11 protein-coding genes are annotated in these 15,204 nt (G+C 61.8%); 7 read left to right on the top strand and 4 right to left on the bottom strand.

What is annotated here, in order from left to right:
* From AC3VI7_RS09310 to recR, 4 genes are all read left to right on the top strand, one after another.
* A partial coding sequence (locus AC3VI7_RS09310) for a fibronectin type III domain-containing protein (protein ID WP_489671477.1) occupies positions 1-533 on the top strand: 533 nt, incomplete at its 5' end.
* A gap of 78 nt (positions 534-611) precedes the next feature.
* On the top strand, positions 612-2,402 hold the full coding sequence (gene dnaX, locus AC3VI7_RS09315; RefSeq protein WP_489668820.1) for a DNA polymerase III subunit gamma/tau: 1,791 nt from the start codon (positions 612-614) through the stop codon (positions 2,400-2,402).
* 49 nt (positions 2,403-2,451) lie between these two features.
* The gene (locus tag AC3VI7_RS09320) at positions 2,452-2,778 is read left to right on the top strand and encodes a YbaB/EbfC family nucleoid-associated protein (protein WP_489668819.1); all 327 of its coding nucleotides are present in this window, start codon (positions 2,452-2,454) and stop codon (positions 2,776-2,778) included.
* Positions 2,779-2,785: 7 nt separating this feature from the next.
* Positions 2,786-3,379 (top strand): recombination mediator RecR, encoded by a 594-nt coding sequence (gene recR, locus AC3VI7_RS09325; RefSeq protein ID WP_489668842.1) that lies wholly within the window; start codon positions 2,786-2,788, stop codon positions 3,377-3,379.
* Positions 3,380-3,409: 30 nt separating this feature from the next.
* Here recR and AC3VI7_RS09330 read toward each other — a convergent pair whose 3' ends face one another.
* From AC3VI7_RS09330 to AC3VI7_RS09345, 4 genes are all read right to left on the bottom strand, one after another.
* Positions 3,410-5,479: a M3 family metallopeptidase gene (locus AC3VI7_RS09330; RefSeq protein ID WP_489668818.1), complete on the bottom strand. Its 2,070-nt coding sequence runs from the start codon at positions 5,477-5,479 to the stop codon at positions 3,410-3,412.
* On the bottom strand, positions 5,476-6,345 hold the full coding sequence (folD, locus tag AC3VI7_RS09335) for a bifunctional methylenetetrahydrofolate dehydrogenase/methenyltetrahydrofolate cyclohydrolase FolD (RefSeq protein WP_489668817.1): 870 nt from the start codon (positions 6,343-6,345) through the stop codon (positions 5,476-5,478). Before folD ends, AC3VI7_RS09330 begins: the two co-directional genes overlap by 4 nt.
* Before the next feature lie 83 nt (positions 6,346-6,428).
* The gene (locus AC3VI7_RS09340) at positions 6,429-7,055 is read right to left on the bottom strand and encodes a response regulator transcription factor (RefSeq protein WP_489668816.1); all 627 of its coding nucleotides are present in this window, start codon (positions 7,053-7,055) and stop codon (positions 6,429-6,431) included.
* 33 nt (positions 7,056-7,088) lie between these two features.
* A complete protein-coding gene (locus AC3VI7_RS09345) occupies positions 7,089-9,617 on the bottom strand; it encodes a PAS domain S-box protein (protein ID WP_489668815.1) in 2,529 nt (842 codons plus the stop codon).
* Positions 9,618-9,746: 129 nt separating this feature from the next.
* Here AC3VI7_RS09345 and aceE point away from each other — a divergent pair, with 129 nt between their 5' ends.
* From aceE to AC3VI7_RS09360, 3 genes are all read left to right on the top strand, one after another.
* Positions 9,747-12,458 carry a pyruvate dehydrogenase (acetyl-transferring), homodimeric type gene (aceE, locus tag AC3VI7_RS09350; protein WP_489668814.1) on the top strand — a complete coding sequence of 904 codons (2,712 nt, stop codon included), beginning with the start codon at positions 9,747-9,749 and terminating at the stop codon, positions 12,456-12,458.
* A gap of 23 nt (positions 12,459-12,481) precedes the next feature.
* The gene (gene aceF, locus AC3VI7_RS09355) at positions 12,482-13,831 is read left to right on the top strand and encodes a dihydrolipoyllysine-residue acetyltransferase (RefSeq protein WP_489668813.1); all 1,350 of its coding nucleotides are present in this window, start codon (positions 12,482-12,484) and stop codon (positions 13,829-13,831) included.
* Positions 13,832-13,849: 18 nt separating this feature from the next.
* Positions 13,850-15,204, top strand: a 1,355-nt coding sequence (locus AC3VI7_RS09360; RefSeq protein ID WP_489671478.1) for a dihydrolipoyl dehydrogenase family protein, incomplete at its 3' end; no start/stop codon positions are given.

The following is a 15,204-nucleotide window of genomic DNA, read 5'->3' on the forward strand; positions in this document are numbered from 1 at the left end:
GGCCGGCACCGGCGCCGAGTTTGGCGCAGATCAATGCGGCTTTTGAGGTGTATCGCAGTGCGTATCGCGCCAGCCTGACGCACGACACGATCAAGATTGCTGAGCGCAACAGCGCCCGTGAGGCCTTAGCGGGGTTGCTGCAAACGTTGGTGAAGTACTTGGAATTTGTGGCCAATGACGATGAATCGGCCCTGCAATCCACGGGGTTTGATTTGCGTCGTGATGCGGTGCGCGGTGACCATGCCGAGCCCTTGCTGGCCCCTGAGGGCTTGAAGCTCAAGCGTGGCGTGCTTGGGGGGCAGGTGGACGTGCGCGTTAACCGTTTGCCTGGGGCGGGCAGCTACGAAGCGGATATTGCGCAGGGCGACCCGAATGTCGATGCCAACTGGCACCATGCGTTGACCTCCACAAGCAGCATGCACATCTTGCTGCGCGATCTGCCCGCCGCACAAACCTTCTGGGTGCGCGTGCGCGGCATCAACGCTGGTGGGGCAGGGCTATGGTCTGAGCCCGCCAGCATCATGGTGGTTTGAGCATGGGTGTGAGGGGCATACCCCCCTCACGCCGCCCCACCCTTAGAATGCAGCGCCCACCGCTTTTGTCCTTGATTCATGACCTATATTGTTCTTGCCCGCAAATACCGACCGCGCAGTTTTACTGAGATGGTGGGGCAGGAGCATGTGGTTCAGGCGCTGGGCAATGCGTTGACCCAACAGCGCTTGCATCACGCTTATTTGTTCACCGGCACACGTGGGGTGGGCAAGACGACGGTGTCGCGCATTTTGGCCAAGAGCCTCAACTGCACCGGGGTGGACGGCCAAGGCGGCATCACGGCGACGCCTTGTGGGGTGTGTGAATCGTGTCGTGCGATTGATGCCGGGCGCTTTGTCGATTACATCGAGCTCGACGCAGCCTCCAATCGCGGGGTGGACGAGATCAGCCAGTTGCTGGATCAGGCGGTTTACAAGCCGGTGGTGGGGCGCTTCAAGGTCTACATGATCGACGAAGTCCACATGCTGACCACGACGGCCTTCAATGCGATGCTCAAGACGCTTGAAGAGCCGCCCGAATATCTCAAATTCGTTTTAGCGACCACCGATCCGCAAAAGGTGCCGGTCACGGTGCTGAGCCGCTGTTTGCAGTTCAACCTGCGGCCCATGGCACCGCAAACCATCCAAGAACATCTGGCCACGGTGCTGGCGCAAGAGGCGGTGCCCTTTGAAGTGGGCGCACTGCGCTTGATGGCGCGCGCGGCGCGCGGCTCAATGCGCGACGCGCTCTCGCTCACCGATCAGGCCATTGCCTATGCAGGCGGCTCGCTGCAAGAGGCTGTTGTGCGCAACATGCTCGGCGCGGTGGATCGCAGCCACGTGGTGCGCATCGTTGAAGCCTTGGTGGCGGGTGATGGTGCCGCTTTGGTGCAGATCACCGATCAACTGCGCGCTCTGGGCCTCTCGGCGGCCGGCACCCTGGAAGAGCTGGCCTTGCTGGCCCAGCACATGGCGGTGCAACAAGCGGTGCCCGGCGCGCTCGACCCCAACGACCCGCAAACCGAAGCCATCGTCGCCTTGGCCGGGCAACTGGCCGCCGATGAAACCCAGCTGCTTTACAGCGTGAGCCTGCATGGTCGCAACGAACTCAACTTGGCCCCGGACGAATACAGCGGCTTGGTGATGGTGCTGCTGCGCTTGTTGGCCTTCCGGCCCGAGGGGGGCGCGGCCAAGCCGGTGCCCACACCCGTTCGGGCTGAGCCTGTCGAAACCCCGCGCCCGGCGACACAGGCCCCGGCAACGGCAACACCGGCCCTTCGACAAGCTCAGGGCGAACGGATAGAGGTGCCAAGCCCTGTTGTGCCTGTGCCTGCTCCGACCCCCACGCCCAGCAGCGGCAGCTCCGTCCCCCCTTGGGAAGAACTGCCTGAGGAATACGCCGTCGCTCCGGTCCAAGCTGAGCCGGTGGTGGCCCCGGCCTTGGCATCTACCGAGACCGTGGCCAGCGGTGCTGACCAAGAGCGCTGGATCGCGGTGGCCAGGGGCTTGATCGCCCAAGGGGCCGTGACGGCCATGACCCGTGAGCTGGTGATGCAAGCCGGGTGTGTGCGTATTGATACCCAAGCCACGCCGCCGTGCTGGGTGTTGCAAGTGGAACGCGAAACCTTGCGCCAAGACGGCTACCGCGACCGACTGCTGAGCGCGATGCAAGCCAGCCCCGAGGTGGGCAAGCTGAGTTTGCAGATCCAAGTGGGCGCGGTGAGCGATAACGTGTTCAAGCGTGACGCCGCTGATCGTGCCCGAGCGCAGATCGAAGCCGAACAAACCATCCAAGCCGACCCTGTGGTGCAGAGCTTGCTGGCCCGTTTTCCGCAATCGCGCATCGTGCCGGGCTCGGTCCGGGCGCTCTGAACCCATCAAGCTGATTTTTGACCCGTTTATTCACTGAAAGAGGACTTCCATGTTCAAAGGACAGATCGCCGGGCTGATGAAACAAGCCCAAGCCATGCAAGACAACATCAAGAAAGCCCAAGAAGAGCTGGCGCTGATTGAGGTTGAGGGGCAATCGGGGGCCGGCTTGGTCAAGGTTTTGATGACGTGCAAGCACGATGTGAAGCGCATCACCATCGACCCCAGCTTGCTGGCCGACGACAAGGACATGCTGGAAGACTTGGTCGCCGCCGCTTTCAACGACGGCCTGCGCCGCGCTGAAGCCCTGAGCGAAGCCAAGATGGGCAAGCTCAGCGCCGGCATGTCGCTGCCGCCGGGCATGAAGTTGCCTTTCTAAGGACATCATCAGCGCCATGAACGATCTCGATAACCTGATCGAGGGGCTGCGTCGCCTGCCCGGTGTGGGCATCAAGTCGGCGCAGCGCATGGCCTATCACCTCTTGCAGCACGACCGCGACGGCGCTCGTCGCCTAGCCGTTGCGCTCGAAAAAGCCGTGTACAGCGTGCAGCACTGCGAGCGCTGCCACACTTTTTCTGAGCAGCCGATCTGCCCGACCTGCCTGAGCCCCGGGCGCGACGCGCAGCAACTCTGCGTGGTCGAAACCCCTTCAGATCAAGCAGCCATTGAGCGCACCGGCAGTTATCGGGGGCGCTATTTCGTCTTGATGGGCCGCCTGAGCCCGCTCGACGGCAAAAGCGTGCGTGACATCGGCCTCCCGGCCTTGGTCAAACGCATCCAAGAAGGCGAGATCCGCGAACTGATCGTGGCCACCAGCTTCACCGCTGAAGGCGAAGTCACCGCCCACGTCATCAGCGAAGCCTTCAAAAACATCCCCGCCCTCGCCATCACTCGCCTCGCCCGGGGCGTGCCCGTCGGCAGCGAACTCGAATACGTCGATATCAGCACCATCGCCCACGCATTGCGGGATCGGCGCTGAACGGCGGCGGGGATGTTTTGACGGCTTTGTCTAACAAAAAGCCGCGCCCATCCCTTGATGACGCAGCAGCGCGTCGATGGTCGGCGCACGGCCTCGGAAGGCTTTGAAGTTGTCGATGGCGTCGCGGGCGCTGCCGGCTTCCAAAATCTCGCGGCGGAAACGCAGGCCGGTGGCGGGGTTGTCCACGCCTTCTTCTTCAAACGCACTCCACGCATCCGCGCTCAGCAGCTCAGCCCACTTGTAGCTGTAGTACCCAGCGGCGTAGCCCCCGGCAAAGATGTGCGAGAAGGTGTGCTGGAAGCGGTTGAAGGCCGGCGGCATCAGCACGGCAAATGCGGCGCGCACCTCGTCGATGATCTGCTGCACGCGAGTCTCACTACCGGCTTCGCCATGCAGGCGCATGTCGAGCAGCGAGAACTCGACTTGGCGCAGCGTCATCAGGCCGCTTTGGAAGTTCTTGGCGGCGATCATCTTGTCAAACAGCGCGCGTGGCAGCGGCTCAGCCGTTTCGACGTGGGCTGTCATGTGCTTGAGCACGTCCCATTCCCAGCAGAAGTTCTCCATGAACTGGCTCGGCAGCTCGACGGCATCCCACTCGACGCCGCTGATGCCTGACACGCCCAGCTCGCTGACTTGGGTCAGCATGTGATGCAGACCGTGGCCGAACTCGTGGAACAGGGTCTGCACGTCGTCGTGCGTCAGCAGCGCGGGTTGCTCCCCCACGGGGGCCGGGAAGTTGCACACCAAATGCGCCACCGGGGTTTGCAGCGTGCCGCTGTCGGCCCGCAACCAGCGGCCGCGCACGTCGTCCATCCAAGCGCCGGGGCGCTTGCCGGGGCGGGCGTAGGGGTCGAGGTAGAACTGACCGACCAGCTCGGTGCCTTGGGGGGTGGTGCGCTCGATGCGATAAAAACGCACCGACGCATGCCAAACCGGCGCGCTGTCCGGTCGAATGGCGACATCGAACAGGCTTTCGATGATCTTGAACAGCCCGGCCAGCACCTTGGGTTCGGTGAAGTACTGCTTCACTTCCAGGTCGCTGAAGGCGTAACGCGCTTCCTTGAGCTTTTCGCTGGCGAAGGAGACGTCCCACGATTGCAGGTCGTGCAGATCAAGTTCCTTAGCAGCAAAGTCGCGCAGCTCGGCCAAGTCTTTCTCGGCGTAGGGCCGGGCACGGCGGGCCAAGTCGCTGAGGAAGTCGATCACTTGTGCCGGGCTCTCGGCCATCTTGGGCACCAAAGAGACTTCAGCGTAGTTGGCGTAGCCCAGCAACTGCGCTTCTTCTTGGCGCAGACGCAAGATGTCGGCCATCACCGAGCTGTTGTCACGCTCAGCCGGGCCAGCTTCGCAGGCGCGGGTGACGTAGGCGGTGTAGAGCTGTTGGCGCAAGGGGCGGTGGCTGGCGTACTGCATCACCGGCCAATAAACCGGCATGTGCAGCGTCAGTTTGTGGCCGGCCTTGTCCTCGGCGTCAGCAGCGGCACGGGTGGCGGCGATCACGTCCTCGGGCACGCCGGCAAGTTCCTCCGCGCTGACGTAGGCCGCAAAGCTATCGGTGGCGTCGAGCACGTGCTCGGAGAACTTCTGGCTCAAGGCGGCCAGTTCTTCTTGGATCTGCGCAAAGCGCGTTTTGGCGTCGCCTTGCAACTCAGCGCCCGAGAGCACGAAGTCGCGCAGGCTGTGCTTGAGCACTTGCTGGCGCGCCGTGCTCAAGCTGGCGGCTGAAGGATGGTTGGCGATCGCTTTGTACTTGGCGTAAAGCCGCTCATCGGCACCCAGCCGGGTGAAGAACTCGGTGACTTTGGGCAGCGCTTCGTTGTAGGCCGCCCGCAGCTCAGGCGTATCCGCCACCGCTTGCAAGTGCCCCACGGCACCCCAAGCCCGGCCAAAACGCTCGCTCGCTACCGACAAGGTGCGCGACAAGCTGTCGTAGTCCGCCGGGGTTTCTGGGCTCACCGCGACGTCCAGCGCAGCGGCGTTTTGCGCCAACAACGCTTCAATCGCCGGGCCGACATGCTCGGGCAGGATGGCATCAAACAACGGCAAGCCGGTGGTGACGGCGAGTAGGGGGTTCAGGGGGTTCATAGCTACGGTGCTCATTCAGCATCTCCTTCAGCCGCAGCGCGTTCCGCTGCTTCCATGGTGTTGACCAAAAGCATGGTGATGGTCATGGGGCCGACACCGCCGGGGACGGGGGTGATGTAGCCGGCGACTTCTTTGACGCCGGCAAAGTCCACGTCGCCGCAGAGCTTGCCCTCGGGGGTGCGGTTCATGCCGACGTCGATCACCACTGCGCCGGGCTTGACCATATCGGCGGTCAAGACATTGCGCTTGCCCACAGCCGCGACCACGATGTCGGCTTGGCGGGTCATGGCACCCAAGTCAGCCGTGCCGCTGTGGGTGATGGTGACGGTGGCGTTGGCGGCCAACAGCATCATGGCCATGGGCTTGCCGACGATGTTGGAGCGGCCGATGACCACAGCGTGCTTGCCGCGCAGGTCCGTCATGCCGATGCTTTCGAGCATCTTCATGCAACCGTAGGGCGTGCAGGCCTTGAAGCCGACTTCACCCACCATCAACGCACCCGCGCTGGCGATGTGGAACCCGTCCACGTCCTTGGCCGGCGAGATGGCTTCGATGACCTTGTGATCGTCGATGTGCTTGGGCAAGGGCAGTTGCACCAAGATGCCGTGGATCTCGGGGTCGTTGTTCAGGGCGTCGATGCGGGCCAGCAGTTCGTGCTCGGTCATCGAGGCTTCGTACTTTTCCAGCACCGAATACAGGCCGCTGTCTTGGCAGGCCTTGACCTTATTGCGCACATAAACTTGGCTGGCCGGGTTCTCACCCACCAAGATCACAGCCAGACCGGCTTGCACGCCTTGGGTTTTGAGATCAGCGGCGCGGCGCGCCACGTCGGTGCGCAATTGGGCCGAGAGGGCGTTACCGTCGATGAGTTGAGCGGTCATGGTCGGGAGTGTCCTTGTGCGATGAAAAGGAAACGGCCGCATCACCTGCGGCCGTCAAAGAGGAGGGGGTCAAGCAGCGCGCTTCAAGACTTGGGCTGTTGCGCGCCCAAAGCGATCTTGAGCAGATCGGCCACCGTGTTGGCACCGAGCTTTTCCATGATGTTGGCGCGGTGTGCTTCGACCGTCTTGATGCTGATACCGAGGTCGTCGGCGATCTGCTTGTTCAAGCGGCCCGCCACGATGCGTTGCAGCACTTGCGCTTCGCGGCTGGTCAGGCGCGAGATGAGCGCATCACGGCTCATCTGTTCTTGGTACTGTTCAAAAGCTTGCTGCGCTTGGGTCAGCATGCGCTCGACCAGCGACACCAAAGCATTTTCTTGGAACGGTTTCTCGATGAAATCGACCGCGCCCTTTTTCATGGTGGTCACGGCCATCGGCACGTCACCATGGCCGGTGATGAATACCACGGGCAGGGGGCTTTTGCGCTCTAGGAGACGGTCTTGCAAATCCAAGCCGCTCATGCCTTCCATGCGGATATCGACAATCAGGCAGGCGACTTCGCGGGGATCAAAGCGGGCCAAGAAAGCTTCGGCCGAATCAAAACATTTGACCCGGTAATCTTTGCCTTCAAGCAGCCATTGGAGAGAATCTCTGACCGCTTCGTCGTCATCAACGACATAAACGGTTCCTTTTTTGGGTATCAGGCTCATGGCTATTCGGGTGCGGGTTCGGTGCTATTCGGCCTATTCGGCGGCGTGCTTGGATGAATCTGCGGAGCTCCCGACCGGCAACGTGAAGCTGAAGCGGCAGCCGGTGATGGCTTCTCCATTGTAGAGGTTCTCGGCACCGATCCGGCCTTGGTGCGACTCGATGATGGAGCGACACAACGACAGACCGATCCCCAAACCGTCGGCTTTGGTCGAGAAGAAAGCTTCATACAAGCGGCCCACCACATCGGCTTTCATACCGGGCCCGGTGTCGCTGACGCTAAATTCAATCATCCCGCCTTGCCCCGGTTTGTGACGCGGCACCACGCGCAACTCGATATGGCGGCGATTTTTGGGCATATGTGCTGTGTCGATGGCTTCAGCAGCGTTCTTGAGCAAATTGAGCAGCACTTGCTCGATCAGGATCGGATCCACATGCAGGGGCGGCAAGCGTTGGGCGACGTAGCTGTGGATGCTGACGTTGCGCCGGCGCAGCTCAATGCCCGCCAACTCCAGCGCGTCTTCGACCATCTGACTGGCTTGGGCTTCTTGGCGTTGGGGCTCGCTTTTCTTCACGAAGGCGCGGATGCGGTGGATGATCTGGCCCGCGCGCTGGGCTTGGCGCGAGGTCTTCTCCAAGGCACCAATCAAGGTGTCTTGATCGATGGAGCCCGCTTTGACGCGCGAGACCATGCCGCTGCAATAGTTGGCGATGGCGGTGAGAGGTTGGTTGAGTTCATGCGCCACCGAGGAGGCCATCTCGCCCATGGTGATCAAGCGGCTCGACACTTGGGCGCGTTCGGCTTGCTGCGCGGCTTGCTCCTCAACGCGCCGCCGTTCGGTGATGTCGGTGGCGATCAGCATCTGCGCGAGTCGGCCGTCGGTCCATTGCAGGTAGCGCGCCCGCACGTCGAACCACTGATTCAGGGCATGCAGGCAGACTTCGCGCGAATCGACCCCGGCCTCGGTCAGGTCCGTGGCTGAGACCCCGCCAAGATCTTCGGGGGCATCTTCTTCTCGGTGATCCAGGTGATTTTGTGGGATGGGTTCTTGTTCTTTGCCCCCAGCCAACAAGGCATGCCAGCGCGGATCGGTGTTGAACCACATGCGGTAGGAGCGGTTGGCAAAAAGCAGCTCACCGTGCGACACCGAGCAGACCGACACCGCCGCGTCCAAGCCTTCAAGCACCGTGGTGAAGCGTTCGTGCGCAGCGGTGAGTTGATCGCGAACCCGCTTGGCTTCGGTGATGTTGGTCACCGAGGTCATCCAGCCGGTTTGCTCGCCTTGTGGGTCGATCAGGGGCGAGACGTACATGCGCGCATCGAACTGGCTGCCGTCCTTGCGCTGCACCTTCACCTCAACGCCGCCAGCAGGGGTGCGCCCCGATAACTCCTGCTGAAAAAGGCGCGAGTTCTCCTCGATGCGCTCCAGCGGCCAATACGGAAACGGTGGCAGGAAGCTGATCAGATCGGCTTCGGCAAAGCCGGTCATCGAGCAAAACGCCGGGTTGACGTAGGTGATGCGGCCGTGCATGTCCATGGCGCGCATGCCCGTGGGCATGGAGTTCTCCATGGCGCGGCGGAAGTTGGTTTCCTGCACAAGGGTGCGCTGAATTTGCAAGCGCCGCTTCATGTGTCGCCAAGTGCCGAATAAGGTCCAGACCGTCAAGGCCGAAAGCGCCACCACCATCCAGAACAAGGTGTTGCCAATCAGGCCCAGAGAGGTTCGATAGCCCTCACCACGCAGTTGCAGAGCCGTACCCACGGGGGCAAAAGGCATTGTGTAAACCATCGGCCGGTTGGCTTGCCGAATGTCATGGGTGGGGATGCCCGCTGTGCTGGCGAGGATGTCACCCCGCTGGTTTTGCAAGCTGAGGACATGGCGGCTTGCTACCTCGGTGGGCACGGCGTGCATCAGCAGCGGTTCGACATCAATTTCTGCCACCAAGACGCCGACAAACAAGCCATGCTCCATCAACGGGATATGAACTTGAAACACCGTCAAATTGGGCTCGGTGGGGAAGGGCTCCGAATAACTGGGCAGGTGATGGGTGGCCGCGCTTTGAAAAGCCAGCGTGGAAGGATGACTGGCCGGTGCTGCGGGTGAGAAGTAGTTGGGCTCGGGCTCACTGAGCCAAACCGGACTCGGGCTGGGCGACAAGGCGTGCGCTTGTACATGGCGCTGCGCATCCAACCAGACCATGCCGACGATCTCCGGGTGACTGAGCATCTGCCGACTGGATTGGCGGATGAACTCGGCGGGCGCGATGCTGTGGGTGGCGATGTCGTGGGCCATGCGCACCCAATGCTCTTGAGCGTCGATCAGTTGCAGGCGCATTTGTTGATGCACCAGCTCGATGTCGCGCTTGATCGACTCCTGTTCCCGTTCCTCTTCTTCGTTATGCAAGTACCAGAAGGCGGTGACGATGGCGGCCAGAAAAAGCAGCACCGAAAACAGCGGCACCATCATCGCCATGCGGTCTTGTCGAGCCGGCGATAGCTGCCGCCACCAAGCCAGCCAAGCGGTACGGGTGCGATGCCATTGAGAGCGCAGATGGGGAGTCATGGCGGCATTATCGGATGCATCGTATTTTCCGTATTGTGGAAACAATAAGCATGATTTGAAATATGAGAGCGATTGTGCGAGACTCGCGCCCGGTCCCAGCAGAGAACCGAACCTTTCGAGGAGACAACCATGTCAGCGATGCCCGAGAACCTGCCCAGCAGCTCGATTCCCCACGACACCGATGTTCAGGAAACCCGCGAGTGGCAAGACGCTCTTGCGGCGGTGATCGGCACTGAAGGGGGCGCGCGGGCCCACTTCCTGCTCGAACAACTCATTGATCAAGCGCGCCAAGCGGGCATTGATGTGCCGTTCTCGGCCAACACGGCCTACGTCAACACCATTCCCACCGATCAAGAAGAACGTTGCCCCGGCAACATCGAGATCGAAGAGCGGCTGCGCGCCTACATGCGCTGGAACGCCATGGCGATGGTGGTCAAGGCCAATCGGCATAACCCCGAAGACGGCGGTGATCTGGGCGGACACATCAGCTCGTTTGCTTCGGTGGCCACCATGTTTGGGGCCGGCTTCAACCATTTTTGGCACGCCGATGACGGTGTCCATGGCGGTGATTTGCTCTACATCCAGGGCCACTCCTCGCCCGGTATCTACGCTCGCGCCTACATGGAAGGTCGCATCAGCGAAGAGCAACTGCTCAACTTCCGCCAAGAAGTCGATGGCCAAGGCTTGTCGAGCTATCCGCACCCCAAGCTGATGCCCGAGTTCTGGCAGTTCCCGACCGTCTCGATGGGTTTGGGGCCTTTGATGGCGATTTATCAGGCGCGTTTTCTCAAGTACTTGCACGCCCGGGGCATCGCCGACACCAGCAAGCGCAAGGTGTGGGTGTTTTGCGGTGACGGCGAGATGGACGAGCCTGAATCGCTCGGTGCGATCGGTTTGGCGGCGCGCGAAAAGCTCGATAACTTGATCTTTGTCGTCAACTGCAACCTGCAACGCCTTGACGGCCCGGTGCGTGGCAACGGCAAGATCGTTCAAGAGCTGGAAGGTGAATTCCGGGGTTCGGGTTGGAACGTGATCAAGCTGCTTTGGGGCAGCTATTGGGATCCGCTTTTGGCCCGCGACAAAGACGGCCTGCTGCGCAAGGTGATGATGGACACGCTCGATGGCGACTATCAAGCCTTCAAGGCCAACGACGGCGCTTTTGTGCGCAAGAACTTCTTTGGCAAGCATCCCAAGCTGCTGGAGATGGTGGCGAAGATGAGCGACGAAGACATCTGGCGCTTGAACCGGGGCGGCCACGATCCGCAAAAGGTCTACGCCGCCTATCACGCCGCCGTAAACCATCAAGGTCAGCCGACGGTGCTCTTGATCAAGACCGTCAAGGGCTACGGCATGGGCAAGTCGGCCGAGGGCAAGAACACCGCCCACCAAGCCAAGAAGCTCACTGACGACGACATCCGCGCCTTCCGCGACCGCTTCAGCATCCCGATCACCGACGAAGAGCTGCCGAGCCTGCCGTTCTACAAGCCGGCCGAGCACACGCCCGAGATGCAGTACCTGCAAAAGCGCCGTGCCGAGCTCGGTGGCTACTTGCCCAAGCGCCGCACCAAGGCTGAAGAGCAGTTCACCGTGCCGTCGCTCGAAACCTTTGCCGCCGTGCTGGAGCCGACGGTGGCGGGGCGCGAGATCTCGACCACCCAAGCCTATGTGCGTTTCCTGACCACCTTGCTGCGCGACAAGGCCTTGGGGCCGCGTGTGGTGCCCATCTTGGTCGATGAGGCGCGCACCTTTGGCATGGAAGGGCTGTTCCGTCAGATCGGGATCTACAACCCTGCGGGTCAGCAGTACACCCCGGTCGATAAAGACCAGGTCATGTACTACCGCGAGGACAAGGCCGGTCAGGTGCTGCAAGAAGGCATCAACGAAGCCGGCGGCATGGCCAGCTGGATCGCCTCGGCCACCTCGTACAGCACGAACAACCGGGTGATGATCCCGTTCTTCGTTTACTACTCGATGTTCGGCTTCCAGCGCATCGGCGACTTGGCCTGGGCAGCGGGCGACATGCAAGCGCGTGGCTTTTTGCTGGGCGGCACCTCCGGGCGCACCACCTTGAATGGCGAAGGCTTGCAGCACGAAGACGGTCACAGCCACATCTTGGCCGGCACGATCCCGAACTGCGTCTCCTACGACCCGAGCTTCGCCCACGAAGTGGCGGTGATCATGCAAGACGGTTTGAAGCGCATGGTGGAGCGCCAAGAAAACGTTTTCTACTACCTCACCTTGCTCAACGAGAACTACGCCATGCCGGGCCTGAAGCCGGGCACCGAGGCGCAGATCCTGAAGGGCATGTACTTGCTCGAAGAAGGCGCTGCTGGGGCGGGTCCGCGTGTCAACTTGCTGGGCTCGGGCACGATCTTGCGCGAGTCGATGGCGGCGCGTACCCTTTTGGCGGCCGACTGGGGCGTCTCGGCCAACGTCTGGAGTTGCCCGAGCTTCAACGAGCTGGCGCGTGACGGCCAAGCCGCTGAACGCTACAACTTGCTCCACCCTCAAGGCGAAGCTCAAGTGCCGTTTGTCACCCAGCAATTGCAGCCCTTTGACGGCCCGGTGGTGGCTTCGACCGACTACATCAAGAGCTACGCCGAGCAAATCCGCGCCTTCATCCCGCGCGGTCGCAGCTACAAGGTGCTGGGCACCGACGGCTTTGGTCGCAGTGACTTCCGCTCCAAGTTGCGCGAGCACTTCGAGATCAACCGCCACTACATCGTGGTCGCAGCCCTGCGCACCTTGGCCGATGACGGTGTGATCCCGCTGGCCAAGGTCGCCGAGGCGATTGCCAAGTACGGCATCAAGACCGACAAGATCAACCCCCTGTACGCCTGAAGCGCGACCTACGGAGACACGACATGGCACTGATTGAAGTGAAAGTCCCCGACATCGGCGACTTCAAAGATGTGGCGATCATCGAGTTGCTGGTCAAGGTGGGTGACACCATCAAGGCCGAGCAAAGCCTGATCACGGTCGAAAGCGACAAAGCCTCGATGGAAATCCCCAGCTCACACGCTGGCGTGATCAAAGAGCTGAAGGTCAAGCTGGGTGACACCGTCAACCAGGGCACTTTGGTGGCGGTGGTGGAAGCGGTGGGAGAGGGGGAGATGGCCGCCGAGAGCCCTTCGACAAGCTCAGGGCGAACGGATACCGGGCGAGCGGAGACGGAGAAGAAAGCCGTTCGGGCTGAGCCTGTCGAAGCCCCCGCACCCGCTGCTCCTCCGGTCGCTCCCGCAGTGATTCCTCCCTCGCCCCCAAGCTCTCTGCCTCACGCCAGCCCCAGCATCCGCAAGTTGGCGCGTGAGTTGGGCGTGCCGTTGACCGAGGTGGGGGGGTCGGGGCCGAAGGGCCGGATCACGCAGGGCGATGTGCAGGGCTTTGTCAAGGGCGTGATGACGGGTGCTGTGCAGACTGCGGCCCAAAAAGCCAAGGCTCCGGCAACCGCCCCAGCGGCCACGGCGACGGGTGAGGCTTTCCCGGGGCTCTTGCCTTGGCCGAAGGTCGATTTCGCCAAGTTCGGCCCGATTGAGCGCAAGGATCTGTCGCGCATCAAGAAAATCAGCGGCGCGAATTTGCATCGCAACTGGGTCTTGATTCCGCACGTCACCAACCACGACGATGCCGACATCACCGACCTCGAAGCTTTCCGTGTGCAGTTGAACAAGGAAAACGAGAAGTCCGGCGTCAAGGTGACGATGCTGGCTTTCATGATCAAGGCTGCCGTGGCTGCCCTGAAGAAGTTCCCCGAGTTCAACGCCTCGCTCGACGGCGACACCTTGGTGCTGAAGAGCTATTTCCACATCGGTTTTGCGGCCGATACGCCCAACGGCTTGATGGTGCCGGTCATCAAGGACGCCGACAAAAAAGGCATCTTGCAGATCAGCGCTGAGATGAGCGAGTTGGCCAAGAAGGCCCGCGACGGCAAGCTCGGGCCGGCTGAGATGACGGGTGGCTGCTTCTCGATCTCGTCCTTGGGCGGCATCGGCGGGCGCTATTTCACGCCCATCATCAACGCACCCGAAGTGGCGATCATGGGCGTGTGCAAGAGCGCCATCGAGCCCAAGTGGGACGGCAAGGCCTTCCAGCCGCGCCTGATGCTGCCGCTGTCTCTGAGCTGGGATCACCGCGTCATCGACGGCGCGGCTGCCGCCCGTTTCAACGTCTACTTCGCATCGCTGCTGGCGGACTTCCGCCGCATCGTGCTCTGAGCGCAAGGGAAGCACGACATGGCAACGATCAATATCCAAGTTCCCGACATCGGGGATTTCAAAGACGTGGGCGTGATCGAAATCTTGGTCAAGGTGGGTGACACCATCAAGGCCGAGCAAAGCCTGATCACGGTCGAAAGCGACAAAGCCTCGATGGAGATTCCGTCGAGCCACGCTGGCGTGGTCAAGGAGCTGAAGGTCAAGCTGGGCGACACCGTCAACCAAGGCACGGTGGTGCTGGTGATGGAGGTGGCCGGTGATCTTGCAGCAGCGACACCCTCACCCCAACCCTCTCCCGAACCCTCTCCCTTGAAGGGCGAGGGCCGGGGTGAGGGCTTGCCTGCCTCGACCTATGCCGGACCAGCCGACGTTGAGTGCGACCTCCTCGTCCTCGGCGCGGGCCCCGGCGGCTACTCGGCGGCGTTTCGGGCGGCGGATCTGGGCCTGAAGGTCGTGATCGTTGAGCGCTACGCCACGCTGGGCGGCGTGTGCCTGAACGTCGGCTGCATCCCCTCCAAAGCGCTGCTGCATGTGGCTGCTGTGATGGACGAGGTGAGCCACCTTGGCGCTTTGGGCGTGGCGTTTGGTGCGCCGGTGGTCAACATCGATCAGCTACGCACACACAAAGAAAAGGTCATCGCCAAGTTGACGGGCGGCTTGGCGGCCATGGCCAAGATGCGCAAGGTGACGACCGTGCGCGGCGTGGGTCAATTCCTTGACCCGTACCACGTGCAGGTTGAGGAAACCACCGGAGGCGGCACCGAACGCGCCGGCGGCAGCAAGGTGATCAAGTTCAAGCACGCCATCATCGCGGCGGGTTCGCAGTCGGTGAAGTTGCCGTTCTTCCCCGACGATGAGCGCATCGTCGATTCAACCGGCGCGCTGGCGCTGCAAGCGGTGCCGAAGAAGATGTTGATCGTGGGCGGCGGCATCATCGGCTTGGAAATGGGCACGGTCTACTCCAGCTTGGGCGCGCCAAATGGGACAAGGTTGGACGTGGTCGAAATGCTCGACGGCCTGATGCAAGGGGCGGACCGCGATCTGGTCAAGGTCTGGGAAAAGCTCAACAAGCCGCGTTTCGACAAGATCATGTTGAAGACCAAAACCGTCGGGGCTGAAGCCACGCCGGAGGGCATCAAGGTGAAGTTCGAGGCGCAGGACGGCACTCAGAGCGAAGGCCTGTACGACTTGGTCTTGCAAGCCGTGGGCCGCAGCCCCAACGGCAAGAAGATCGGTGCCGACAAGGCCGGTGTGGCGGTGACGGAGCGCGGCTTTATCAACGTCGATCTCCAGATGCGCACCAACGTGGCCCACATCTTCGCCATCGGCGACATCGTCGGCCAGCCGATGCTGGCGCACAAGGCGGTGCATGA

It is taken from the genome of Leptothrix toolikensis (SeqCode) (genome assembly GCF_057922285.1).

Excerpts from the sequence above, each read along its gene's own strand:
- AC3VI7_RS09340 (WP_489668816.1), bottom strand. The coding sequence starts at position 7,055 with ATGAGCCTGATACCCAAAAAAGGAACCGTTTATGTCGTTGATGACGAC.
- aceF (WP_489668813.1), top strand. The coding sequence starts at position 12,482 with ATGGCACTGATTGAAGTGAAAGTCCCCGACATCGGCGACTTCAAAGAT.
- folD (WP_489668817.1), bottom strand. The coding sequence starts at position 6,345 with ATGACCGCTCAACTCATCGACGGTAACGCCCTCTCGGCCCAATTGCGC.
- aceE (WP_489668814.1), top strand. The coding sequence starts at position 9,747 with ATGTCAGCGATGCCCGAGAACCTGCCCAGCAGCTCGATTCCCCACGAC.
- AC3VI7_RS09330 (WP_489668818.1), bottom strand. The coding sequence starts at position 5,479 with ATGAGCACCGTAGCTATGAACCCCCTGAACCCCCTACTCGCCGTCACC.
- AC3VI7_RS09345 (WP_489668815.1), bottom strand. The coding sequence starts at position 9,617 with ATGACTCCCCATCTGCGCTCTCAATGGCATCGCACCCGTACCGCTTGG.
- AC3VI7_RS09320 (WP_489668819.1), top strand. The coding sequence starts at position 2,452 with ATGTTCAAAGGACAGATCGCCGGGCTGATGAAACAAGCCCAAGCCATG.
- dnaX (WP_489668820.1), top strand. The coding sequence starts at position 612 with ATGACCTATATTGTTCTTGCCCGCAAATACCGACCGCGCAGTTTTACT.